Here is a 23,632-nt window from a genome sequence, read left to right on the forward strand (position 1 = left end):
CAGCATTCCCGTGCGCAAAGCATCTTTAGCCTTTTACTGGAAATACCTTACGGGCGCGCCACGGCAATACCATGGCGCGCCTTGATGTTTTTTATTCCGCCGCGTCCGGAAGTGCCGGCTGCTGCTCGTCGCGTGTATCATCCAGCTCAACATTGAGACCGAGCGAACGCATTTCCTTGACGAGAACGTTGAAGCTTTCTGGAATGCCAGCTTCGAACGTATCGTCGCCACGAACAATCGCTTCGTAGACCTTGGTACGGCCTGCAACGTCGTCCGACTTGACTGTAAGCATTTCCTGCAGCGTGTAAGCCGCACCATATGCTTCCAGAGCCCAGACCTCCATTTCGCCGAAGCGCTGACCACCGAACTGCGCCTTACCACCGAGCGGCTGCTGGGTGACGAGCGAGTAAGGTCCGATCGAACGAGCATGGATCTTGTCGTCGACCAGGTGGTGGAGCTTCAACATATAGATGTAGCCCATGGTCACCTGACGGTCGAACGGCTCACCCGTACGTCCATCATACAGCGTCGACTGACCCGAGGTCGCAAGACCTGCATCCGTCAACATCGCATTGATGTCAGCTTCCACCGCACCGTCGAATACCGGCGTTGCGATCGACACGCCGCGCTTAACCTGGTTCGCCAGCATCATGACCGAATCATCGTCATAAGAGCGAACCGGCTCGTTGCGGTCGTTGTCTGGATAGATGTGCTCAAGCGTATCGCGCAGCGGCTGAATGTCTGCCGTCTTGCGATAAACGTCGATCAGCTCACCGATCTTCTTGCCCATACCTGCGCAAGCCCAGCCAAGATGTGTTTCCAGAATCTGGCCCACATTCATACGGCTCGGCACGCCAAGCGGGTTAAGAACGATATCGGCATGCGTACCGTCTTCGAGGAACGGCATGTCTTCGACAGGCAGAATGCGGGAAACCACACCCTTATTGCCGTGACGGCCAGCCATCTTATCGCCCGGCTGGATCTTGCGCTTCACAGCGACAAAGACCTTGACCATCTTCATGACGCCTGGAGGCATCTCGTCGCCGCGCTGTACCTTCTCGACCTTATCCATGAAGCGAGCTTCGAGCAGCTTCTTGGATTCATCGTACTGGCCGCGCAGAGCTTCCAGTTCACCCTGGTGCTTTTCGTCTTCAACAGCGAACTGCCACCATTGCGAACGCGGATACTCGGTCATGATTTCGCGCGTAATGGTCGTGCCCTTCTTGAAGCCCTTAGGCCCTGCAGCAGCAACCTTACCGTCGATCATGTCGGCGAGACGTCCGTAAACGTTACGATCCAGGATAGCCTGTTCGTCGTCACGATCCTTCGCAAGACGTTCGATCTCTTCGCGTTCGATCGCCATTGCGCGTTCGTCTTTTTCAACGCCGTGGCGATTGAAAACGCGAACTTCAACAACGGTACCGTATGTTCCCGGAGGCATACGCATGGAGGTGTCACGAACGTCAGATGCCTTTTCACCGAAGATGGCGCGCAGAAGCTTTTCTTCCGGCGTCATCGGGCTTTCTCCCTTCGGTGTGATCTTGCCGACAAGAATGTCGCCAGGATGCACTTCAGCACCGATGTAAACGATACCAGCTTCGTCGAGGTTCTTCAGTGCTTCTTCCGAAACGTTCGGAATGTCGCGGGTGATTTCCTCAGGTCCAAGCTTCGTGTCGCGAGCAGCAACTTCGAATTCCTCGATATGGATCGAGGTGAAGACGTCTTCCGAAACGATCTTCTCGGAAAGAAGGATCGAATCTTCGTAGTTGTAGCCGTTCCAAGGCATGAACGCGACGAGCACGTTACGGCCAAGAGCCAGATCGCCCAGATCGGTCGACGGACCATCAGCAATGATGTCGCCCTTACCGATAGGATCGCCAACGCGTACAAGCGGACGCTGGTTGATACAGGTCGACTGGTTCGAGCGCTGGAACTTCTGCAGACGATAGATATCAACGCCAGACTTCGACGGATCGAGGTCTTCGGTAGCGCGGATAACGATACGCGTTGCGTCAACCTGATCGACGATACCACCGCGACGAGCGGCGATAGCAGCACCAGAGTCACGCGCAACAACTGCTTCCATACCGGTTCCGACGAACGGTGCTTCTGCACGAACGAGCGGAACAGCCTGACGCTGCATGTTCGAGCCCATGAGAGCGCGGTTCGCATCGTCGTTTTCAAGGAACGGAATAAGCGCTGCAGCAACCGAAACGAGCTGCTTCGGCGAAACGTCCATCAGGTCCACGTTTTCACGCGGAGCCATCATAACTTCGCCAGCGTGACGGCAGATGACGAATTCGTCTACAAAACCACCCTGCTCGTCCAGCTCTACGTTTGCCTGAGCAACCGAGTGCTTCGCTTCTTCCATAGCCGACAGATAAACAACGTCGTTCGTGACCTTGCCATCGACAACTTTACGATACGGGCTTTCAATGAAGCCGTACTTGTTGACGCGGGCAAAGGTTGCAAGCGAGTTGATCAGACCGATATTCGGGCCTTCCGGCGTTTCAATCGGGCAGATACGGCCATAATGCGTTGGATGCACGTCGCGGACTTCGAAGCCAGCGCGCTCACGGGTCAAACCACCAGGTCCAAGAGCCGAAAGACGGCGCTTGTGAGTGATTTCCGAAAGCGGGTTGGTCTGATCCATGAACTGCGACAGCTGCGAGGAGCCGAAGAACTCACGAACAGCCGCTGCAGCAGGCTTCGCGTTGATCAGATCCTGCGGCATGACCGTGTCGATTTCGATCGAGGACATACGTTCCTTGATCGCACGTTCCATGCGCAGAAGACCGACGCGATACTGATTTTCCATCAGCTCGCCGACCGAACGGACACGACGGTTACCGAGATTGTCGATATCGTCGATTTCACCACGGCCATCGCGCAGCTCAACCAGCATCTTGACCACAGCAAGGATGTCTTCCTTGCGCAGAACACGGACAGTGTCTTCTGCATCGAGGTCGAGACGCATATTCATCTTCACGCGACCAACAGCGGACAGGTCATAGCGTTCCGAATCGAAGAACAGCGAATGGAACATGGCTTCAGCCGAATCCATTGTCGGCGGCTCACCCGGACGCATCACGCGGTAGATGTCGAACAGCGCTTCCTGACGGCTTTCGTTCTTGTCGACAGCCAGCGTGTTGCGGATATACGCACCGATATTGATATGATCAATATCAAGGACGTTGATCTCATCAACACCTGTGTCGAGAAGCGTCTTGAGAACCTTCTCATCAATTTCATCACCGGCTTCGAGATAAATCTCACCCGTTGCGTAATTGACAGTGTCTTCAGCAAGGTAGGAGCCAAAGAGATCGTCTTCGGTTGCCTTGATGAACTTGAGGCCCTTTTCAGCAAGCTGCTTCGCGGAGCGAGCAGTCAGCTTCTTGCCTGCTTCGAGAACAACCTCACCTGTGTCGGCATCAATAAGATCAGAAATGATCTTCATGCCCTTGAAGCGTTCTACCGAGTACGGAATGCGCCAGTTATCGCCATCACGCGAATACGTAACGGTGTTGTAGAACGTCGACAGAATTTCTTCGCCGTCCATGCCGAGCGCCATGAGAAGCGTCGTTGCTGGAAGCTTGCGGCGACGATCGATACGCGCATAGACCACGTCCTTGGCATCGAATTCGATGTCAAGCCATGAACCGCGGTAAGGAATGACGCGAGCAGCAAACAGAAGCTTGCCCGAGGAATGCGTCTTGCCCTTGTCGTGATCGAAGAATACGCCCGGCGAGCGGTGCATCTGCGAAACGATAACACGTTCGGTACCATTGACGATGAAGGTGCCGTTGTCCGTCATGAGCGGCATATCGCCCATGTAAACGTCCTGCTCCTTGATGTCCTTGATGGACTTCGCGCCGGTATCTTCATCAATATCGAATACGATCAGACGCAGCGTCACCTTGAGAGGTGCCGAATATGTCAAATCGCGCTGACGGCATTCGTCAACGTCGAACTTCGGTGCATCGAATTCGTAGCGAACGAATTCCAGCATTGAAGCGCCGGAGAAATCCTGAATTGGGAAAACAGACTTGAAAACCGCCTGCAAACCCTCTTCAGAACGCCCGCCAGCTGGTTCCTCAACCATGAGGAACTGGTCGTATGATGCCTTTTGAACCTCAATGAGGTTTGGCATTTCCGCGACCTCGGGGATCTTGCCGAAAAATTTGCGTACGCGCTTGCGACCATTGAAAGAATGGGTCTGAGCCATCGTCGCTCCTCGTTCTATAGCCTTACGGCTTGCTCACGCCTTGCGGCCTTTATCGTGCGCCGCCTTTCGGCGGTCCTTCTAACGGGCTAAAACCCGTTTCCTGAAGGCCCGGTCAGGGCCATCAGGAAAAGGGTTTAAAGTGATCAGAACATTCTCTTAACAATCGTTCTGATTATAATCTGCATGAAGAGAACCTAATTCCGCGCTTTTCGTTTCTTTTCATGCATTTACTCCGGATGCAAGACCCAGAATGAAACCGGCGGACGGAAACCGTCCGCCGGAATACTCGAACTTACTTGAGTTCGACCTTAGCGCCAGCTGCTTCGAGCTGTGCCTTGATCTTCTCAGCTTCGTCCTTGGAAGCGCCTTCCTTGACAGCCTTAGGAGCTGCTTCAACGAGGTCCTTAGCTTCCTTGAGGCCGAGACCGGTGATTGCGCGAACTTCCTTGATCACGTTGATCTTGTTTGCGCCGCCGTCAGCGAGAACGACATCAAATTCGGTCTTTTCTTCAGCAGCAGCAGCAGGAGCAGCGCCAGCAGCAGCAACTGCTACAGGAGCAGCAGCCGAAACGCCCCACTTTTCTTCGAGAAGCTTCGAAAGTTCAGCAGCTTCCAGAACTGTCAGAGCCGAAAGGTCGTCAACGATCTTTGCGAGATCAGCCATTTTGGTATTTCCTTAGTTTAAGGTTTGAACTGTTTGTAATGAGAAACGGCCTTAAGCCGCCTCGTTCTTCCGGGCGTGCGCACCAATAACGCGGGCGATCTGGCCCGCTGGAGCGCTGGTAAGTACTGCAAGACGCTGAGCCGGGGTCTGGATCATTCCAACCAGCTTTGCGCGCAGTTCGTCGAGCGATGGGAGCGAAGCAAGCGACTTTACGCCATCGGCGTTAAGCGTTGTTGCACCCATGGAACCGCCAAGAATAACGAGCTTTTCGTTAGCCTTAGCGAACTCGACGGCTACTTTCGGAGCAGTAATCGGGTCGTCTGCATATGCAACGACCGTCTGACCTGTGAACAGGTCTGCGATACCTTCCGATTCCGTGCCCTGAAGAGCGATTTTGGCAAGGCGGTTTTTCGCGACTTTAACGGTGCCACCAGCATCACGCATCTTGGAACGAAGATCGCTCATCTGCGCAACGGTGAGACCGGTATAGTGGGCCACGACGACCGAACCGGACTCTTTGAAAGCGCCGTTCAGCCACGCGACAAATTCGCGCTTTTCCGCTCTATCCACTGTGTCTCTCCAGTAGACAGGACCAATTGGTCCTGCCGGGTTGCCTTTGCCAGATAAACCTGACGGCTCATCTGACGTTCGAGGATCCTGTCCCCTTCAGCTTCACCCGCAAAACGGACTTCACTCAAAGGCAACTACGGTTCAAACCTCGCATGCACTTTCGTGCGAAACAGGGTTATTCCACGTCTCATGCAGGCCATATGTTTAAGGACTATCACCCGGAGATGATGATCCGCCTGCAATCTCGGACAGGATAACCGGACTTTCGTCCGGCTATCCGGATCTTGCGATCCGGAATTCTTACACTTTCGACCACTCTCGCAGTACCGGTGTGCCACCAATGCCTCCCCTTCAAAGGAAGGCTCAGACTCCGGCGAACCGGAGCCCAAATAACTTAAGCGACGACCTTAACGGTTGCCGGATCGACCTTGACGCCTACGCCCATGGTCGAGGAAATCGATACGCGCTTGACGTATTCACCCTTTGCAGCCGAAGGCTTAGCCTTGATGACCGCATCAGCAAAGGCCTTGATGTTTTCTTCGAGCTTCTGGCTGTCGAAGGAAACCTTGCCGATACCAGCATGGATGATACCAGCCTTTTCGACGCGGAACTCAACTGCGCCGCCCTTGGAAGCGGTAACTGCAGCTGCAACGTCAACAGTCACGGTGCCAACCTTAGGATTTGGCATCAGGCCGCGTGGGCCGAGTACCTTACCGAGACGACCAACGAGTGGCATCATGTCAGGAGTGGCAATGCAGCGATCGAATTCGATCTTGCCGCCATTGACGATTTCGAAAAGCTCTTCTGCACCAACGATGTCGGCGCCAGCCTTCTTAGCTTCTTCAGCCTTGTCGCCGCGTGCAAAAACAGCAACGCGAACGGTACGGCCTGTGCCGTTAGGAAGGTTGACAACGCCACGAACCATCTGGTCGGCGTGACGCGGATCAACGCCGAGGTTCATTGCGATTTCGATGGTTTCGTCGAACTTGGCAACTGCACGTTCCTTAACCAGACCGATTGCATCGGACAGGTGGTAGAGCTTGTTGACGTCAACGCCTTCGCGGATCTTAGCTACACGCTTGGAAATCTTTGCCATGGTCTTAGCTCACCACTTCCAGGCCCATCGAACGGGCAGAACCTTCGATCATGCGCATTGCCGCTTCCACGTCAGATGCGTTCAGATCCTTCATCTTAACAAGAGCAATTTCGCGAACTTTATCACGCGCAATTGTGCCTGCCTTTTCCTTGCCAGGTGCCTTGGAACCCGACTTGAGGTTGGCAGCCTTCTTAAGGAAGTAGGTTACCGGAGGAGTCTTCATCACAAAAGTGAAAGACTTGTCCTGATAGTATGTGATCACGACTGGAATCGGCGAACCTTTTTCCAGTTCCTGTGTGGCAGCGTTAAATGCCTTACAGAATTCCATGATGTTGATGCCGCGCTGACCCAGTGCTGGGCCGATCGGAGGCGATGGATTGGCCGCACCTGCTGCTACCTGGAGCTTCAGCTGGCCTGCAATTTTCTTAGCCATTGCATTCTGCCTTCATAAAAATACCGGAAACCGGTGTTCTCGATTAATGCCGGAGATCCGGCTCTCGACTGACGTCAGACGAACTGACTGGCAGTTTGGTGGTGCGAAATCAGCGACCGGCTAAGCCGCCTATCCTTCCACCTTTTCCACTTTTCACAGTGGACACCCTTGCGGGCAAACAATCAGAGCTTATCGACCTGACTGTATTCAAGATCCACAGGCGTAGCACGCCCGAAGATGGAAACCTCAACCTTGAGACGGGCACGCTCATCATCGACTTCCTGAACGATACCGTTGAACGAAGCAAACGGACCATCGGAAACGCGAACGTTTTCACCGATCTCAAAGGTGATCGATGATTTTGGCCGATCAACACCATCCTGAACCTGGTTCAGAATCTGATCGACTTCCTTCTGAGAGACCGGAACAGGCTTTGAATCACCAAGGAACCCGGTCACGCGCGGCGTATTCTTAATCAAAGAAAACACAGCATCAGTCAGCGTGGCATGCACGAGTACATAACCCGGGAAGAACTTGCGCTCAGCATCGACCTTACGGCCGCGGCGAACTTCAACAACCTTCTCGGTAGGCACAACAATCTGCTCGATCAGGCTGGAAAGGCCTTTCTGAGCAGCTTTAGTTTCAATATCCTCGGCCACCTTCTTTTCGAAGTTGGAATAGGCGTGAACGATGTACCAGCGCGCTGTCATCTCGTAACTCCCCAATCCTGCTTAGCGGCCAAGGCCAAGTATAAATTCTACGCCATAGGCCATAAGCTGATCGGCAAGAAAAAAGAATGCAGCAGCCAGAAACGCCATGACCACCACCATAATCGTGGAGATGATCGTTTCACGCCTTGTAGGCCAGGTCACTTTCGCCGTTTCGGCGCGAACCTGCTGGAAAAAGGTGATCGGATTCGTCTTGGATGCCATCTGCCACTCTGTTTGCTTGGTGAACCACCGTCCCTGACCCAAAAGCGAATCAAAAACGGGAACCCACGCGTATACGGTACGCAAAGCTGAAGATTCAGCCCCACGCACCGCGTGTCTGTTGACGTTACATAGAATCGATTCTCAAAAAAAACAAGCCCATTGGTTAAAAGAATACCATACAGGCTTATCGGAGATAACCGATCCTTGCTAAATTCGCTTAACCGACCATTCAATCATGCCCAGCCCACCGGCGGCAGCACAATTTTGACGGTAGCGACCATCCCTGCCCGGCCAACAAATTCCGGCAGGAAGTTATCTTCGCCGATCTCGCATCGCTGAACTACGGGCGCATATCGGATGAATGAGCAAAAGCCCACCCAGATAGAATACAGAAAACGAGCGCCCATAGTCAAGCTATGAGCACTCGTTTAAAATGGCAGGGGCAGCAGGGCTCGAACCCGCGACCTACGGTTTTGGAGACCGTCGCTCTACCAACTGAGCTATACCCCTATGCGGCATCCAAGATGCCAGACTGGCGGCGTTACCGCCAGTCAAATTCATTACTCGATGATCGAAGCGACGATGCCTGCACCGACGGTGCGGCCACCTTCACGGATAGCGAAGCGGAGCTTCTCTTCCATTGCGATCGGGACGATCAGCGTAACGTCAACGGTAACGTTGTCGCCAGGCATAACCATTTCCGTGCCTTCTGGCAGGGTAACAACACCGGTCACGTCAGTCGTACGGAAGTAGAACTGTGGACGGTAGTTAGTGAAGAATGGCGTATGACGGCCACCTTCGTCCTTGGTCAGAATGTATGCTTCTGCCTTGAACTTGGTGTGTGGCTTAACCGAACCTGGCTTGCAGAGAACCTGACCACGTTCAACGTCGTCACGGCCTACACCGCGAACCAGTGCGCCGATGTTGTCGCCAGCCTGGCCCTGATCGAGCAGCTTGCGGAACATTTCAACGCCGGTAACAGTCGTCTTGCCAGTGGCCTTGATGCCAACGATTTCGACTTCTTCGCCAACCTTGACGATACCGCGCTCAACACGACCGGTAACAACAGTACCACGACCCGAGATCGAGAACACGTCTTCGATTGGCATCAGGAATGGCTGGTCGATCGGACGTTCTGGCGTTGGGATATAATCGTCAACAGCAGACATCAGGTTGCGGATTGCGTCTTCGCCGAGTTCCTTCGAAGAATCTTCCAGAGCAGCAAGAGCCGAACCCTTGATGATTGGAACTTCGTCGCCTGGGAAGTCGTACTTCGAAAGCAGTTCGCGAACTTCGAGTTCTACGAGTTCGAGAAGTTCAGCATCGTCAACCTGATCGCACTTGTTCAGGAACACGACGATCGCAGGAACGCCAACCTGACGAGCGAGCAGGATGTGCTCACGGGTCTGTGGCATCGGGCCGTCAGCTGCCGAAACAACCAGGATCGCGCCGTCCATCTGTGCAGCACCGGTGATCATGTTCTTAACATAGTCAGCGTGGCCTGGGCAGTCGACGTGCATAGTGACGAGCTGCAGTTTCATATTCAACGTGTGCCGTCGAAATGGTGATACCGCGAGCGCGTTCTTCCGGTGCAGCATCGATCTGGTCGTATGCCTTGAACTCACCGAAGAACTTCGTGATTGCTGCTGTCAGCGACGTCTTGCCATGGTCAACGTGACCAATCGTGCCGATGTTTACGTGGGGCTTATTACGTTCAAACTTGCTTTTTGCCATCGCCGTTGTTCTCTTTGTTCTAGAACCGCTCGAGCGCCAGCACGAAAATCCATCAGACTTTCAGGCCGACATTTATGCCAAAACGGAACGGCGAACCGCCCGTCGATGATTCCTTACACGCCTATCCGCTCTTGAAAACTGGAGCGGGTAACGGGAATCGAACCCGTGTATTCAGCTTGGAAGGCTGCTGCTCTACCATTGAGCTATACCCGCATACTCTAAACTCTGATCCGACAGTGGTGGAGGAAGTTGGATTTGAACCAACGTAGGCTTAGCCAACGGATTTACAGTCCGTCCCCTTTAACCGCTCGGGCATTCCTCCTAATATCACTATCAGCAGAGTCGAGTAACTAGGCATTTTCTGCAGAATGTCTGGTTGGCTGTTGAACCCGCCGTCGTTCTGCGAGGGGGCTTATGCCGATATGCGCTCCTCCTGTCAACAGGGTAAAAGTGAAAAGAATGCATATCCTTCCAATAGTTGCAGGTGGTGACCTATCGAGGTTTCGGCGGAACCGCCGGAAATCAGGGCTTATAGCCGGTTGAGCATCAAAATTTCAGGGTTCATTTAACTGCTATCCAGCTATCTTCCCTGCTGTGGACAGGATATAAGCGCCCCATGAACGATCAAAATTCTCCCCGTACCCCAAAAGATTCTCACTATGCGCGTCTGCGTCGCGAACATCGCGATCAAAAGGCCGTGTCGGAAGGCAAAGCTCCGCATAAGCCGCAGCGTGCTCCGATTCCTGCAGGTCGTGTAGCGGAAGGAACAGTCCGTCTTTACGGCCTGCACACCGTACGCGCTGCAGTAGAGAACCCCGCGCGCAAGATTCTGCGCATGCGCGCCACACGCAACGGCTTCGCTCGCCTCGAAATTGGTGAAGCGGAAGCTCTGCCCTTCCCTGTTGAAATCGTCGAACCGAAAGATATCGACAAAGAGACAGGCTCGGATGCCGTGCATCAGGGCGTCATGATCGAAGCGCAGCCGCTTCGCCCCAAAAAGCTATCGGAACTGAAAGAAAGCCCGCTATTGCTGGTTCTCGATCAGGTAACCGATCCGCATAATGTCGGCGCTATCATTCGTTCGGCAGTGGCTTTTGGTGCAGGCGCATTGATTGCGACGAGCCGCCATAGCCCACAGGAAAGTGGCGTTCTGGCGAAAGCTGCATCCGGTGCGCTTGAACTGATTCCCCATATCGAAGTGCGCAATCTGGCTGAAGCAATCGAAGAGCTTCACTCCCTCGGCTTCATGACCATTGGTCTTGATTCGGAAGGTCCGCAGGAAATGGAATCGACACTGACCGGTGATCGGGTAGCCATTGTTCTCGGTGCTGAAGGCAAGGGATTGCGTCAGAAGACTCGCGAAACAGTGACTGCTTTGGCACGGCTCGACATGCCGGGCGAGATCAAATCACTCAACGTCTCAAACGCAGCGGCGATTTCGCTTTACGCTGCCGAGCGTTATCTGCGTGCGCGTCGTCCTTTGTAAAGAATCAGCTCAACTCCAACATCTGGAGCGTTTCATCCGCTCCAGACAATGATTCGTCGCTCTGACGTTTCCCAGCGCGCATCTTTTCCGAAAACGGCCAAATGCATTCCGGGATGCGCGTTTAGTCACGCAGTCGCGATATAGGTGCGAATATCTTCCGCCTCGCGCTCCACATCCTCGATGCGCCGTTTCACAACGTCACCAATCGAAATGATTCCTGCAAGCTTCCCGTTTTCTTCCACCGGCATATGACGGAAGCGATTATGCGTCATGATTTCCATTACCTGGTTAATCGTATGATGCTCACGGCAAACTTGCACTTTAGACGTCATAAATTCAGAAACCGGACGTGCCCCGATTCCTGTATCCAGTGCTGCCAATGCCCGAACAACATCGCGCTCGGAAAGAATACCTTTGATGTGCCCTGCCTCATCGCAGGCCACAATCGCACCGATTTTATATTGGACGAGAATGGCAATGGCGTGTGAAAGCGTATCATCAGGTTTGATGACAACGACATCCCTGCCCTTGTTTTCGAGAATCGATCTAACGGTCATGCCAAAATCCCTCCCAAGGTTCAGCAATCAATCTTGCGGCTCTGCCGCATGATTCTACAGCATCGGCCCAAAAATCGGAATCGATTTTTGGAAAGCACGATGCGTAGATTCAATAGTTTAGAGCGTCCGTGTGTAGCGCCCAAGAGGGCGCACGGCGCTCTAACGCAGCTTCCTCAAGCTGTGTTCCCAAGATGGTGCGCTTTCAATGCCCGCTTTGCAAGCGGACTAAATAGGGAAGGATCAGGTCAGCGCCTTATGACTGCGTCATAGCTGCGCGGCTTATCCAGCAGTGAAATGCCAAAGAACCCGGCAATAAATCCGCCAATATGGGCTTCCCAGGCGATACCCGACAAATCAGCCCCGCCAGTGGAATACAATCCCGTAAAGATATTGATCAGAAACCATATACCCACGAAGGTCAGTACAGGCTTTAATGTCAGCGTAAGGCCAATCGGCAATACCGGTCCGGCAAATTCAGATCGGCGTCCAGCACCGACGCGGCGGAAACCGTAACGCGCAGCAGCGCCCATCATGCCGGAAATAGCTCCGGAAGCCCCGACAAGGGGCGTCACGCTTTCGGGATAAATGGCATAATGCGTCAGTCCCGCAATCACCGATGTCAAAATCCAGAAAATGATCATTCGTCCGGTGCCAATACGTCCCGCCAGTGGGGAACCGAAAGCGGCGAACCAGATCATGTTGACCGCTATATGGGCAAATCCACCATGCATGAAAGAGTAACTGATGAGCGTGAACAGTGCCGCCGGATCCGAAAAGCCACCCGCCAATGAGAACCGCGCTGGAATCAAAGCGAAGTTCAGCATGAACTCATAGTTCTGCTGCTCGCTGATAATATAGTTCTGATAAATATAAACGCCCGCACAAATTGCCATCAGCGCAAGAACGACGCTCGGTATGTTGAATATCGGCTCTCCACCGCCCGGCCGTCTCGAATCATTGGCATTTCTGCGCATTTCAGGCTGAGGCGTATTCATAAATTGCCGCTTTCCATCTGCTAGAGCGCATCCCGAAAAGTGTGAAACGCTTTTCGGAACAAGATGCGCGGAAACACAAAGATATAGAGCATTTCCAATGACTCAACTTAAACTGGAAATGCTCTAGAGACCGGGTGTGCCGATTGCACACCCCAGAGATAAGGATTCTTGATAAGTGACAATTCGTTAAAAATAAAGGCCGCCGGAGGGTCCCGCACGGCCTTGTCGCAAATGTCTGATATTTGCGAGACAAAATCTGGAGATCAGGAAAAAGCCAACCAAGACAATGGCTTCTTCTGATAACTCATCAAACTGCTATAAAAGAAAATTTGCAACTATTACTTCTTATTAACCTTAACAAGCACGTGTCGTGGATGAATAAAGGGTTAAGCTGGCATCCCGTCTGTTAATACTATTTTAATGCGCGGACCGACGGGCACTGCCCGCAAATTCAGATGAACGGCCAGAGAGCAACAAGCAGCGCACAATGAAAAACCGCAGCACGATCGCAATCTTCAGCGAATGGCAGCGACTGGCTTTGGGTCAGAGCGGCAGCTTGTTTGCACCGCAGCGCGAATCGATCCAGCCGCGTAAACTCGGACGTCACCTGTCCGATCTGTTCTTTCTTGAAGAAGACCAGAACGGCGAGCTGATCTTTCGTCTTGCTGGCACCCGCATCTGTGCTCTGTTCGGGCGTGAACTGAAGACCACCCGTTTCCTGTCCCTTTGGCCAGAGCGCAACCGCCCTGCCCTGAATGAACTGGCGCGAAACATCAATTCTCATCTGGTTCCTGCATTGAGCCAGAATGATGGAATAAGCCTTTCCGGGCGCAGCCTGTCTTTTGAAATGCTGCTCGCTCCACTTGAATCAGGCGAAGACGGAAGGCTCAATCTGCTTGGCAGTATCTCTGTGCTCAATGACGTCGCCTGGGCCGGTGCTGATCCGCTGGTGCTCGGTAACCTCAACAGAATTGAACCGCTGGCCCCTGATCTTGTCGTGACACAGGAAATCCGCAAGCCTTCGATTGTCACCATGAACGGGGCGAACGCCGCAAACAGCACCCGTCGCTGGGCCACACCTGTGCCAACTCGCGATATGCCCGCTCTTCGCGTCATTCCCGGCGGCAAAGCCTGAACCGGCTTTCAGTGGCATATTTTAAAAGGTAAACGCGCACTAAGGTTACGGATTGGCAAATTGAGTTAAGAGCCATATTGGGCATCAAAACGCCATAAATCGTGCTATTATGGCTCTTATTGCGCTATTTCTGAACAAAACATTGCTGAATTTCGCGCAGTTTTATTCAAATTTGATTCGCATTTTCGCGTCTGAATTTCCCCGCTCTCAAAGTCTTGCACGCATTCTTGTTTCCAACAGGGAGACAAAAAGAATGACAAAGCAGACGATCATCGCAGCAATGCTGATCCTTCTGGGAACAGCTTTCGCACAAGCCGCAAACCCGGCATCAAACTCGCATTGGATGCCAACTGGCGAACGCACTTCGCAGCCAATCGGGCATTATGAGTTCTGCGAACGTCATGCAGCCGAGTGCAAAATCAGCAGCACCAACAGTGCACCTCTAACACTTAATCAGAACATCTGGCAGGAAATTGTCGCCGTTAACGCCAGCGTAAACGAACGGATCGCGCCGCGTACCGACATGGAAGTTTGGGGACAAGAGGAATATTGGGAATACCCAACCACTGCTGGCGATTGCGATGACTATATGCTGCTCAAGCGCCGCGAATTGATGGCCCTCGGCGTTCCTGCCAACACGCTGTTGATGACCGTTGTTCGTCAGCCAAATGGTGAAGGGCATGCGGTTCTGACCCTGCGTACGGATCGCGGCGATTTCATTCTCGACAATCTCGATAAGCGTGTGCGCATCTGGAACGAAACCGATTACACATTCCTGAAGCGCCAATCGACGACCAATACCGGTGCATGGGTATCGATCAAGAATGGTCGCGATCAGTTCGTCAGCAGCATTCGCAACTGATTTCGATAAATCTGGAGCATTTCCAGCAAAAGTGCGAAGCGGTTTTGCGTTGGAGAATGCGAAAAAACAAAGAGATAGAGCATTTCCAATGATTCAAGAAAAACAGGAAATGCTCTAATGAAGAAAAGGACGGGTCGTCATTCCCCGTCCCTTTTTATGCGGGCTCCAAACCACGCATAAAAGACTGCCCCTTCTCAACATAATGCTGCGCAGACAGTTTCAATTTCTCAATCGCCGAAGAATCAAGTTCGCGAATGACGCGCGCAGGCGATCCGACGATCAGCGAATTATCCGGAAACTCTTTACCTTCTGTCACAAGTGCGCCGGCACCAATCAGGCAATTGTTCCCGATCTTTGCCCCATTGAGAATAATTGCACCCATGCCAATCAGTGTGTTTTCGCCAATCGTGCAGCCATGCAGGATAGCACGGTGGCCGATGGTGCAGCCTTTGCCAATCGTAAGCGGAAAGCCAATATCGGTATGCATGATGGTATGTTCCTGCACATTGGTGTTCGCACCAACTGTGATCGGCTCATTATCGCCGCGCAGAACAGCTCCAAACCAGAAACTCGCATTCGCTCCAATCACAAGCTTGCCAATCAGCGTTGCATCTGGAGCGATCCAATTGCTGGCACGATCAGCAAATTCCGGCTGGTGACCATTGTACACGTAAATTGGCATGAGCTTTCCTCCATCACAAAGTCTCGAAACAAGATGCGTTATTTATCGTGGGAACGGAATGCGGCTTTCAGACAAGAGATCGCCGCAATCAGGAAGATAGCGCCCGCTAATAATTTGAAACCGACGAGCGTTGAAAAGAATCCCCAATCGTCCGGCCAGCGATAGGTGCTGCGTAGTCGCCCCATCTGGGACGAGACTGTCATTTTGCCGGTCGATATGTTGTGAAATGCGCTGCGGATCAGAAAATACGCCACCAACGCGCCTAATATCGTGCTTGCCCACAGCGAACCCCTTGAAAAAGCTCGCATTTCCCCAAGAGGTCGGTTCTCAGGGTCGGGCTCTACATCGCGCGTTTCGCGTTTGCGTATGTCGAGCCAGGAAGGAAGCCGCTTGTCGTCATCGCCTTGCGCCATGGTCAAGGATAATCACAGATTTCATAGCCGCTGCTTTCCGCTTCGACTGCCGCCTTTATCCAGTAAAAAACATTTCCGTCGCCCTTGAGTTTGCCCTGACACAGAGCAACAACATTGCCCTGTCCGGCTGGTGCTTTTGTCGCGCAGGACGCTTTCCAGCTTGCGAAGCGTTCAATGGAGCCATCAACAATTTCTGGAAAGCCAAAATAGATTTTACTCATTTTCTGGGCCAGTTCCGGGCACGTTCCATCATCATCAATTGTTTGCGCTACAGCTGAGAATGTAGCGCAGCTCAAACATAGCGCCACAACTGTAATATGGCTCGCAAATGAACGTGTCATGATTTCTCCCGCCATGCATTCAATCAGTTGTTTTTTAGAGAAGGCGTCAGGGACCATCAAGCCATTAAAAAACGCCCTCCCTGTAAAGCAGGAAGGGCGTTGTTGTTCATCGCAACGGATCTCAGAGATCGACGTCGAGAATAGCCATCGAGAAATTATAGGAGAGTTCGCCTTCGTCCTCATCCTTGTAGACAAGACCCAGGAACTCGTCTTCCAAATACACCTCAGCGGAATCGTTCTTGCGTGGACGCGCCTTCACCTGAAGGCCCGGATTGTTGAAAGTCCGCTTGAAATAGGCGTCGAGTTTCTTGAGTTCTTCGGGTTTCAACCGGCTTCTCCTGATATTGATTTGAGGCCGGTTTAATGCACCCGCCCTTATGCGATGTAAAGCATTAACACATGCGTTGATGCACGCACGCGCGAATAGTTCTGAACCGTTAAAGCATTTCCAGCAAAAGTGGGAACCGGCTTTGCGCTGGAAAATGCTTAAACCAAATAGCGAGACTCAGTTTCAACGATTCACTCATAACTGGGACCGCTCTAAGCGTCATATAGGCCGTCCAAAATAAAAAACCAGAACGCAGCACTATTCGCGTTTTTTAGAGCGATAAGACGATCAGATGCCTTCTCCGAACATGTGTTCACCGAACGCAGCTTCGCTCAACATCTGATCCATGACACGCGAAGGCTCAGAGCAACCACTTTCACCGACCACCTTCGCAGGCACACCTGCTACAGTAGCATTATGTGGAACCGATTTCAGCACAACAGAGCCTGCCGCAATCTTTGAGCAGTTCCCCACTTCGATATTGCCAAGAATTTTGGCACCTGCACCGATCAGCACACCGTGACGGATTTTTGGATGGCGATCACCACTGGCTTTGCCGGTGCCGCCAAGGGTCACACCATGCAGGATGGAGACGTTGTCTTCGATCACTGCTGTCTCGCCGACCACAAGCCCGGTGGCATGATCGAGGAACAATCCACTGCCGAACCTTGCTGCTGGGTGGATGTCGGTCTGAAAAATCGAAGAGGAGCGACTTTGCAGATAATAGGCAAAGTCCTTACGCCCTTCTTTATAGAGCCAATGCGCCAGACGATGGGTCTGAATCGCATGAAAACCCTTGAGATAAAGAACCGGGTCCATGAAACGGTTATAGGCCGGATCACGATCATAAACCGCCTGAATATCGACCCGCATGATATGCGACCATTCGGGGTTTGCCTCTAACATTGCATCGAAGGTCTGGCGCAGAATATCTGCGCTCACGTCAGCATGTCCCAGACGCTCCGCAATACGATGCATCACGGCATCTTCCAGTGTCGACTGGTTGATAATCGTTGCATAAAGAAACGTTCCAAGCACGGGATCGTTCTTGGCTGCTTCTTCCGCTTCAGCGCGGACGGAATGCCAGATCGGATCAACCTGCCCCAAAGATGGGGATACTTTCGCGTTCGTACGAACCGACATTATGCACGCTCCAATTTTTCTAAACGCGACGTGAGTTCAGCGAACAACATATCGCAAAATACCGTGCCTTTACACCGCATAAATCTTATAGCTGCGTTTCGCGTAACTGAATGAAATCCAGCTCGCGCGAACTCAGAGAGGGTTTTCTTCCAGAAAGGCCAAAACGCCTTTCTTGTAAACCTTATCACCGACTGCCAACATATGATCGCGGTCAGGAATATCGAGTGCCTGGCCATTTGGCAGCATGTCTGCCAGTTCCTGTGCACTTCCTGCAATATCGTCAGTTGTACCGACGGCGACAAGGACCGGCTGCATTATGCGCGCAATTGCCTCGGCAGAAACCAGTTCCTTGGAGGTAATGACACAAGCGGCCAGCGCTATACGATCACTTTTGGTCTGATCAGCAAATTTACGGAACATCAGTCCACGTGGATGCGTGATCGTCGACGGATCTTCAGCAAGCAATGCTTCTCCAATCGGCTCCCAGTCACCCGCACCTGTCACTATTCCGATTCCAAGACCGCCAAATACAGCGCTACGAACACGATCAGGATGTTCGATTGTAAGAAACGCGCTGATGCGCGCTCCCATCGAATATCCCATCACATGCGCTTTTTCGATACCCAGATGATCAAGCAGCGCTGCGGCATCACCAGCCATGGCGCTCGGCGTATAATCATCGGCATTGTGACTTTTCGCAGAAAAACCATGTCCACGATTATCGATCGCAATCACACGATAGCCAGCTTCGGTCAGTGTCCGGAACCAACCGGGCGACACCCAATTGACAAGGCTTGAGGACGCGAAACCGTGAATGAGCAGGATCGGATCGCCTTCTCCGTCCTGACGATACGCAAGGCGCAAACCATCATGTTCGAAATATTCGATATCGAGCGCACTCAATTTTGTATTCCTTTTGATTTTTCAGACTGTGGGTTTTTGACAGATCAGTTGCGACACTCGCCACAAATTGCTCTGTGGATCGCTCTGTCACCACGCTTGATTCCGGTCCGCTTAACAGTACCGGCAAGAAGTTCAACGACGTAAGCCGCCGGACCTTGCGAAGAAATAATGTCTTCCGAAAACGGGACCGCGTTTTCATGAATTGCAGATACGTGACCTGTGTCATCAAGGAAAACCATATCCAGCGGCGAAGGCGTGTTCTGCATCCACATCATAACACTGCGCATTTCACCGAATACAAAGAGCATGGCTCTATCCTTTGGGAAGTCCGTGCGCCACATCAGCCCGCGCATACGCGCTTCATCAGTCGCAGCAACTTCCAATCCAAATGAAACTTTGCCATTCGATGTTGTGAAAGTGAGCGGTTCTTTGTCCATTGGTAAAAGCATGGGCTTGGTTTCCTGCGCCTGGGCGGAAAACGCAAAGAAAATAAATGCAAATGCGAGAAGAATGCGACCCATTACCTGCTCTTGTCCTGCGTACTCGCGTTGAATGCCCTATAGCATTTCCAGCAAAAGCGCGAAGCGTTTTGCATAAGGTAAATAGCTTTAGCGGTTTCAACGATTCAGTCTTGATTGGGACCGCTATAAGGCGGGCAATCACGAATGGTGCGTTTGAGCGGCGGAGACTATCAACGGGAGCTTAATGCGGCAAGGCCCAGTCACTGCATTGTCACTGGCATCACCGGCTTGTGAGATCCTCGCAAAGAACCAAATCAGTGCGAAACAGGAATCGCCGTACCGATATCCGGATGGATTTCAGCGGCCATAAGGCCTTTGTCCCCGTTGCCGAAGCGAATGAGGACGACCTGACCGGGGCGTAGTTCCATCATTCCGAAACGGCGTAGCGTTTCCATATGAATGAAAATATCCTCAGTGCCCTCGCCGCGCGTCAAAAAGCCAAAGCCCTTGGTGCGGTTGAACCACTTGACGATAACTCGTTCCAGACCGCTGGACGGCGTAACGGTAACATGGGTGCGCTGCGGCGGCATCTGCGCTGGATGCACAGCAGTCGACGTATCCATGGAGAGAACACGAAAGCATTGCATGCCTCGGTCACCATTGCGAACTTCACAAACAATACGCGCACCTTCGAGGGCAGTCTGGAAGCCATCGCGACGAAGTGTGGTCACATGTAGCAGAATATCAGAAAAACCGGGCTGGTCAGGAACGATAAAACCATAGCCTTTTGCAACGTCGAACCATTTAATATGGCCCGAAAGCTCAACGAGTTCGCCAATCTCTTCTGAGGAGGCCTGACTGCGAAACTGGTCATTTGACACAGATTTGTCTGCCATGCGCTCGTCCCTCCTCTTTGTGTTCCGTTGCGATTCTGACCTGATTCTTGCTCAAAGAATAACACTTCCTTAACCGTAGGCGGCAAGCCCTATCTTTTGTTGAATTGAAGATGACCACAGGCTTTATGCGTTCATCGTTAATTCCTAAATTTCTCAATCAGAAACTGGTCTGTCGAAAACATAAGGCAGCATGATCATTCGACAACTTGTTTACTTGCGTTTTTACGACGGCCACTTATCCACGATAACAGCTCTTTAAAGCGGTCACGGAAAACGCACTGAACCATTCTTTTGGGAAAGTGTTAAGTTCTGTAACCGGCCTATCTGCAAAACAGGAGAAGACTATGCGCTATCTGCACACGATGGTTAGAGTTCGCGATATTGATGAATCGCTGGACTTTTACGTGAACAAGTTCGGCCTTGAAGAAATTCGTCGTACCGAAAACGAAAAAGGCCGTTTCACGCTGATTTTCCTTGCCGCTCCAGCAGATAAGGACAAAGCGCAAGCAGAACGCGCGCCGGAGCTGGAACTTACTTATAACTGGGACCCTGAAACCTATAGTGGTGGTCGTAATTTCGGCCATCTCGCCTACGCGGTCGATGATATCTATGAGGCTTGTCAGAAACTGAAAGATGCAGGCGTCACCATCAACCGGCCACCACGCGATGGCCATATGGCTTTCATCAAGTCGCCTGACGGAATTTCCATCGAGCTGATCCAGAAGGGCGAGCGCCTTGCTCCACAGGAGCCATGGGCTTCAGCCGAGAATATTGGCAGCTGGTAACTATGAAAAAGGCCCGGTCTTTCGACCGGGCCTTTTCTTTGCAATAGTTAAGTTTATTCGGTGCCCTGAATGGCTGCGAGCAACCAATCGCCACCGTCAACGCGAGTGAATGTCCAGACTTCGACGCTTTCAACCGGCTCATCAGGATTGCCTTCGACGACTGCACCTGTGTTGCGGTCGAGCATAACGTCGATAGCCGAGTAGCGGATGGCGACAGTCGCATATTCGACATTGCCTTCACGCCATGCTTCGGAAACATCGCCCTGAAGCAGCTTTACGTCCTTGACTTCATTACGCATACCGCTGGAAGCAATCTCGCCCAGCTCTTCAGCAAGGTAAGACATGGCTTCTGGAGTTGCGAGCTTGCGAAGGGCTGCATAATCCTCGCGGCCATAAGCGGTCTGGATTTCCGAAAGCATTTGTTCGAAACGGTCGAGCTCTTCCTGACCGACATCCATTGGCTCTTCTTCAACGACAGGTGCTGCCGGAGTTTCAGCTTGTTTGGCCTCAAATGGATTAACCGAAGGGGTACGGCTACCGAAGCCTGCCTGTGGTGTTGCACTCTTCGCAGCGCCGAAAGGCTGCGCACCAGTGTTGCCCGCACCTGCCGCTGCCGTCTGACGACGGTTAGCAAACATGCGCATGACAAACATCGCAATCAACGCAATGACAGCAACCTGCAGAAGAAGACCAAACATACCGGCAAGACCACCAAGGCCATTACCGAGCATCATGCCAATCAAACCACCGACAAGCAGGCCACCAAGCATGGAGCGGCCGAAATTGCCGAACATACCGCCCGAACGCTGTGCAGCCGCCGCATTCTGAGCACCAGCTGCTGGGCGATTAGCCTGCGTGTTGGTGCCTGTGTTCGGCGTCATTGAACGTTCCATCGGAGCCGCATTGTTTGGCGCGGTACGTGTCGGCGCTGGCGCCTGATAAGTACGCGCACCACGGCTACCAAAACCGCCCCCGCCAGCACGGCGAGCCTCGGCGAAATCAACAGCGGCAAAAGAGGCTATAAGCCCAAGGACCATTGCAGCGGTCAGTTTGGTCAGGCGGTTTCCGGAACCCGGCATAAGTATCTCCCAATAGAGTAATCACAGATTATTTTATTCCGTGATCATATGGGAATTCACCCCCCACTTTCACAAGAGCGTGAAGACAAAAAAGTTGAGAAAATTCAAATAGGCACAGCCGCATCCAGAATCTGAATCTGAGGCGTCACCGAACCATTCCAGTGATTGAGCGACAGATTGCCAACCACGTGTACGCTCTGGCCGATATTATTGAACAAAAAGCGCCCTAAATCGCCCTCCGCCGCCCGGAATGCTATGGCATTGACGCGTTTGCCGTCTGCACCACGCAAAGCAACACGAACATGATCACGTCCTACGCCACGCACATCTGCCAGCACATGATGTGGCAATGCCAACACCGGCTGCGGATGCGCCGACCCGAAAGGCCCTGCCTTCTGCAACGATTCATAAAGCGAGACTGTTGCCCCTGAAGCGGCAACCGCACCGTCGATGGAAAGACTCTGATTTTGACGCAGCCGTGAGACGATATCCGCAGATTCTTCTTCCAGAAACGCCCGAAGCGCACCAAGTTTGCCGCGCTCAATGGTAATCCCCGCCGCCATGGCATGACCGCCACCCTTGATCAACAATCCCTTATCGACAGCATTGCGAACAAGCCTGCCGAGATCGAATCCTGTGATCGAGCGCCCCGAACCAGAGCCAGTTCCGTTGGCGTTGAAGGCGATGGCAAAAGCCGGACGACGTGCCTTTTCCTTAAGGCGCGAGGCGAGGAGTCCAACAATACCGGGATGCCAATGGTCACTCGCGGTCACGATTACGGAAGCACCCGCCCCGCCGGAAATCTCCAGCGAAGCCTCCGCTTCTGCCTCCATCAGCATTTCGGCTTCCATCGCCTGCCGTTCCTGATTGAGCCGGTCGAGCTCAACAGCAATCGGGTCAGCAGCAGTAGAATCATCAAGTGTCAGCAGGCGGGCGCCCAGTCCTGCATCACCAATACGGCCACCCGCATTGATACGCGGACCGATCAGATAACCGAGATGAAAAACGTTGAGCGGTTCGCCAATGCGCGAAACACGACCAAGCGCTGCAAGCCCTGCATTGCTTTGACTGCGCGCTACCAGCAGGCCCTTGACCACAAAGGCACGGTTGACGCCTTTAAGCGGCACCACATCACAAACCGTTGCAAGTGCGACCAGATCGAGCATACCGAGCAGATCCGGTCCTGCACCTTTTCCACGTTCACGCAGAATTTTGGTGACCTGAACAAGCGTCAGGAAAACAACGCCTGCCGCACAAAGGTGCTCCTGCTGTGAAATGTCGTCTTCGCGGTTGGGATTGACGATTGCCACCGCATCATCCGGCAGGTCACCGCCAACCTGATGGTGATCAAGGACCACAACATCGGCACCGGCGTCTTTCGCAGCGGTGATTGACGGTGCGCTATTAGTACCGCAATCGACCGTCACAATCAGCGAAGCACCCTTTGCGACCAGTTCGCGCATGGCATCTGGATTAGGCCCATAGCCTTCAAAAATGCGATCCGGGATATAGATCGAATGCGCGATGCCGTAATGTTTCAGAAAACGCGCCATCAAAGCGGATGAGCATGCCCCATCCACATCGTAGTCACCAAAAATCGCTACAGTTTCGCGGCGCATGATAGCATCGGCAATCCGGTTGGCCGCCTTATCCATATCAGTCAGCGTTGCCGGATCTGGCATCAGATTGCGCAAGCTTGGATCGATGAATTCCGGCGCACCTTCTACCGTCACACCACGTCCGGCAAGCACGCGCGATACCAGATCAGAAATACCGTGATGCTGGGCTATCGCCAATGCCGTGTTAGCCTCACGCGGACCAAGACGGTCCATCCACTTTTGGCCAGTGACAGAATTCCGGATACCAAGAAAAAAGCGTTCTGTTGTCATGGTTTCTTAAAGACACAAAAGGC

The 23,632-nt window shown here is 52.7% G+C and carries 23 protein-coding genes, 3 tRNA genes and 1 pseudogene; 4 read left to right on the top strand and 23 right to left on the bottom strand.

What is annotated here, in order from left to right:
- Positions 1-91 precede the first annotated feature (91 nt).
- From rpoB to C9380_RS07405, 11 genes and pseudogenes are all read right to left on the bottom strand, one after another.
- Positions 92-4,225: a DNA-directed RNA polymerase subunit beta gene (gene rpoB, locus C9380_RS07350; RefSeq protein WP_128093292.1), complete on the bottom strand. Its 4,134-nt coding sequence runs from the start codon at positions 4,223-4,225 to the stop codon at positions 92-94.
- Between the two features lie 292 nt (positions 4,226-4,517).
- Positions 4,518-4,889: a 50S ribosomal protein L7/L12 gene (gene rplL / locus C9380_RS07355; RefSeq protein ID WP_024898616.1), complete on the bottom strand. Its 372-nt coding sequence runs from the start codon at positions 4,887-4,889 to the stop codon at positions 4,518-4,520.
- 51 nt (positions 4,890-4,940) lie between these two features.
- Positions 4,941-5,459 (bottom strand): 50S ribosomal protein L10, encoded by a 519-nt coding sequence (gene rplJ / locus C9380_RS07360; protein WP_024898617.1) that lies wholly within the window; start codon positions 5,457-5,459, stop codon positions 4,941-4,943.
- A gap of 394 nt (positions 5,460-5,853) precedes the next feature.
- Positions 5,854-6,555, bottom strand: coding sequence for a 50S ribosomal protein L1 (gene rplA, locus C9380_RS07365; RefSeq protein WP_128093293.1), 702 nt, complete (start codon positions 6,553-6,555; stop codon positions 5,854-5,856).
- 4 nt (positions 6,556-6,559) lie between these two features.
- Positions 6,560-6,988: a 50S ribosomal protein L11 gene (gene rplK, locus C9380_RS07370; RefSeq protein WP_007875441.1), complete on the bottom strand. Its 429-nt coding sequence runs from the start codon at positions 6,986-6,988 to the stop codon at positions 6,560-6,562.
- A gap of 182 nt (positions 6,989-7,170) precedes the next feature.
- Positions 7,171-7,698: a transcription termination/antitermination protein NusG gene (nusG, locus tag C9380_RS07375; RefSeq protein WP_024898619.1), complete on the bottom strand. Its 528-nt coding sequence runs from the start codon at positions 7,696-7,698 to the stop codon at positions 7,171-7,173.
- A 21-nt stretch (positions 7,699-7,719) separates the two neighbouring features.
- A complete protein-coding gene (gene secE / locus C9380_RS07380) occupies positions 7,720-7,920 on the bottom strand; it encodes a preprotein translocase subunit SecE (RefSeq protein ID WP_024898620.1) in 201 nt (66 codons plus the stop codon).
- Between the two features lie 434 nt (positions 7,921-8,354).
- Positions 8,355-8,430, bottom strand: a tRNA-Trp gene (locus C9380_RS07385).
- Positions 8,431-8,480: 50 nt separating this feature from the next.
- Positions 8,481-9,654, bottom strand: a pseudogene (tuf, locus tag C9380_RS07390) (elongation factor Tu).
- A gap of 139 nt (positions 9,655-9,793) precedes the next feature.
- Positions 9,794-9,867 (bottom strand) — tRNA-Gly (locus C9380_RS07400).
- Positions 9,868-9,891: 24 nt separating this feature from the next.
- Positions 9,892-9,976, bottom strand: a tRNA-Tyr gene (locus tag C9380_RS07405).
- Between the two features lie 294 nt (positions 9,977-10,270).
- Between C9380_RS07405 and rlmB the strand changes: the two genes are divergently transcribed.
- Positions 10,271-11,140, top strand: a complete 870-nt coding sequence (gene rlmB / locus C9380_RS07410; RefSeq protein WP_128093294.1) for a 23S rRNA (guanosine(2251)-2'-O)-methyltransferase RlmB — start codon at positions 10,271-10,273, stop codon at positions 11,138-11,140.
- 125 nt (positions 11,141-11,265) lie between these two features.
- On the opposite strand, the gene C9380_RS07415 is transcribed toward rlmB, so the two are convergent.
- Together C9380_RS07415 and C9380_RS07420 are read right to left on the bottom strand one after the other, a co-directional pair.
- The gene (locus C9380_RS07415) at positions 11,266-11,697 is read right to left on the bottom strand and encodes a CBS domain-containing protein (protein ID WP_024899058.1); all 432 of its coding nucleotides are present in this window, start codon (positions 11,695-11,697) and stop codon (positions 11,266-11,268) included.
- Between the two features lie 245 nt (positions 11,698-11,942).
- Complete coding sequence (locus C9380_RS07420) at positions 11,943-12,692, bottom strand: rhomboid family intramembrane serine protease (RefSeq protein WP_128093295.1); 750 nt, start codon at positions 12,690-12,692, stop codon at positions 11,943-11,945.
- A 487-nt stretch (positions 12,693-13,179) separates the two neighbouring features.
- On the opposite strand from C9380_RS07420, the gene C9380_RS07425 reads away from it, so the two are divergent.
- Together C9380_RS07425 and C9380_RS07430 are read left to right on the top strand one after the other, a co-directional pair.
- Complete coding sequence (locus C9380_RS07425; RefSeq protein ID WP_024899056.1) at positions 13,180-13,827, top strand: PAS domain-containing protein; 648 nt, start codon at positions 13,180-13,182, stop codon at positions 13,825-13,827.
- Positions 13,828-14,080: 253 nt separating this feature from the next.
- Positions 14,081-14,689, top strand: a complete 609-nt coding sequence (locus C9380_RS07430) for a transglutaminase-like cysteine peptidase (protein ID WP_128093296.1) — start codon at positions 14,081-14,083, stop codon at positions 14,687-14,689.
- Between the two features lie 154 nt (positions 14,690-14,843).
- Here C9380_RS07430 and C9380_RS07435 read toward each other — a convergent pair whose 3' ends face one another.
- From C9380_RS07435 to C9380_RS07470, 8 genes are all read right to left on the bottom strand, one after another.
- On the bottom strand, positions 14,844-15,371 hold the full coding sequence (locus C9380_RS07435; RefSeq protein WP_111788147.1) for a gamma carbonic anhydrase family protein: 528 nt from the start codon (positions 15,369-15,371) through the stop codon (positions 14,844-14,846).
- 38 nt (positions 15,372-15,409) lie between these two features.
- A complete protein-coding gene (locus tag C9380_RS07440; protein ID WP_128093297.1) occupies positions 15,410-15,790 on the bottom strand; it encodes a hypothetical protein in 381 nt (126 codons plus the stop codon).
- Entirely contained in the window at positions 15,787-16,182 is a 396-nt protein-coding gene (locus tag C9380_RS07445) for a hypothetical protein (protein WP_244430474.1), read from the bottom strand. Before C9380_RS07445 ends, C9380_RS07440 begins: the two co-directional genes overlap by 4 nt.
- 64 nt (positions 16,183-16,246) lie before the next feature.
- On the bottom strand, positions 16,247-16,453 hold the full coding sequence (locus C9380_RS07450; protein ID WP_024899051.1) for a DUF3126 family protein: 207 nt from the start codon (positions 16,451-16,453) through the stop codon (positions 16,247-16,249).
- Between the two features lie 288 nt (positions 16,454-16,741).
- Positions 16,742-17,596, bottom strand: coding sequence for a serine O-acetyltransferase (gene cysE / locus C9380_RS07455; protein ID WP_128093298.1), 855 nt, complete (start codon positions 17,594-17,596; stop codon positions 16,742-16,744).
- A 132-nt stretch (positions 17,597-17,728) separates the two neighbouring features.
- Positions 17,729-18,499, bottom strand: a complete 771-nt coding sequence (locus C9380_RS07460; RefSeq protein ID WP_128093299.1) for an alpha/beta fold hydrolase — start codon at positions 18,497-18,499, stop codon at positions 17,729-17,731.
- Between the two features lie 44 nt (positions 18,500-18,543).
- Positions 18,544-19,020 (bottom strand): DUF192 domain-containing protein, encoded by a 477-nt coding sequence (locus C9380_RS07465; RefSeq protein WP_128093300.1) that lies wholly within the window; start codon positions 19,018-19,020, stop codon positions 18,544-18,546.
- Positions 19,021-19,274: 254 nt separating this feature from the next.
- Positions 19,275-19,856: a cold-shock protein gene (locus C9380_RS07470; protein WP_024899047.1), complete on the bottom strand. Its 582-nt coding sequence runs from the start codon at positions 19,854-19,856 to the stop codon at positions 19,275-19,277.
- A gap of 344 nt (positions 19,857-20,200) precedes the next feature.
- Here C9380_RS07470 and gloA point away from each other — a divergent pair, with 344 nt between their 5' ends.
- The gene (gloA, locus tag C9380_RS07475; RefSeq protein ID WP_024899046.1) at positions 20,201-20,641 is read left to right on the top strand and encodes a lactoylglutathione lyase; all 441 of its coding nucleotides are present in this window, start codon (positions 20,201-20,203) and stop codon (positions 20,639-20,641) included.
- 53 nt (positions 20,642-20,694) lie between these two features.
- Here gloA and C9380_RS07480 read toward each other — a convergent pair whose 3' ends face one another.
- Entirely contained in the window at positions 20,695-21,720 is a 1,026-nt protein-coding gene (locus C9380_RS07480; RefSeq protein ID WP_128093301.1) for a Tim44 domain-containing protein, read from the bottom strand.
- 104 nt (positions 21,721-21,824) lie between these two features.
- Positions 21,825-23,609 carry a single-stranded-DNA-specific exonuclease RecJ gene (gene recJ, locus C9380_RS07485; protein ID WP_024899044.1) on the bottom strand — a complete coding sequence of 595 codons (1,785 nt, stop codon included), beginning with the start codon at positions 23,607-23,609 and terminating at the stop codon, positions 21,825-21,827.
- Between the last annotated feature and the right edge of the window lie 23 nt (positions 23,610-23,632).

This window comes from Brucella pituitosa (assembly GCF_003049685.1).
Classification (GTDB): Bacteria; Pseudomonadota; Alphaproteobacteria; order Rhizobiales; family Rhizobiaceae; genus Brucella; species Brucella pituitosa.

Bases quoted from the DNA above. Each gene is read 5' to 3' on its own strand.
- cysE (WP_128093298.1), bottom strand. From the start codon at position 17,596: ATGTCGGTTCGTACGAACGCGAAAGTATCCCCATCTTTGGGGCAGGTT.
- rplL (WP_024898616.1), bottom strand. From the start codon at position 4,889: ATGGCTGATCTCGCAAAGATCGTTGACGACCTTTCGGCTCTGACAGTT.
- gloA (WP_024899046.1), top strand. From the start codon at position 20,201: ATGCGCTATCTGCACACGATGGTTAGAGTTCGCGATATTGATGAATCG.
- C9380_RS07430 (WP_128093296.1), top strand. From the start codon at position 14,081: ATGACAAAGCAGACGATCATCGCAGCAATGCTGATCCTTCTGGGAACA.
- rplA (WP_128093293.1), bottom strand. From the start codon at position 6,555: ATGGCAAAGATTTCCAAGCGTGTAGCTAAGATCCGCGAAGGCGTTGAC.
- C9380_RS07435 (WP_111788147.1), bottom strand. From the start codon at position 15,371: ATGCCAATTTACGTGTACAATGGTCACCAGCCGGAATTTGCTGATCGT.
- C9380_RS07470 (WP_024899047.1), bottom strand. From the start codon at position 19,856: ATGGCAGACAAATCTGTGTCAAATGACCAGTTTCGCAGTCAGGCCTCC.
- C9380_RS07420 (WP_128093295.1), bottom strand. From the start codon at position 12,692: ATGAATACGCCTCAGCCTGAAATGCGCAGAAATGCCAATGATTCGAGA.
- rpoB (WP_128093292.1), bottom strand. From the start codon at position 4,225: ATGGCTCAGACCCATTCTTTCAATGGTCGCAAGCGCGTACGCAAATTT.
- secE (WP_024898620.1), bottom strand. From the start codon at position 7,920: ATGGCATCCAAGACGAATCCGATCACCTTTTTCCAGCAGGTTCGCGCC.
- C9380_RS07480 (WP_128093301.1), bottom strand. From the start codon at position 21,720: ATGCCGGGTTCCGGAAACCGCCTGACCAAACTGACCGCTGCAATGGTC.
- C9380_RS07415 (WP_024899058.1), bottom strand. From the start codon at position 11,697: ATGACCGTTAGATCGATTCTCGAAAACAAGGGCAGGGATGTCGTTGTC.
- nusG (WP_024898619.1), bottom strand. From the start codon at position 7,698: ATGACAGCGCGCTGGTACATCGTTCACGCCTATTCCAACTTCGAAAAG.
- rplK (WP_007875441.1), bottom strand. From the start codon at position 6,988: ATGGCTAAGAAAATTGCAGGCCAGCTGAAGCTCCAGGTAGCAGCAGGT.
- recJ (WP_024899044.1), bottom strand. From the start codon at position 23,609: ATGACAACAGAACGCTTTTTTCTTGGTATCCGGAATTCTGTCACTGGC.
- C9380_RS07445 (WP_244430474.1), bottom strand. From the start codon at position 16,182: ATGGTCCCTGACGCCTTCTCTAAAAAACAACTGATTGAATGCATGGCG.
- rlmB (WP_128093294.1), top strand. From the start codon at position 10,271: ATGAACGATCAAAATTCTCCCCGTACCCCAAAAGATTCTCACTATGCG.
- C9380_RS07465 (WP_128093300.1), bottom strand. From the start codon at position 19,020: ATGGGTCGCATTCTTCTCGCATTTGCATTTATTTTCTTTGCGTTTTCC.
- C9380_RS07425 (WP_024899056.1), top strand. From the start codon at position 13,180: ATGAAAAACCGCAGCACGATCGCAATCTTCAGCGAATGGCAGCGACTG.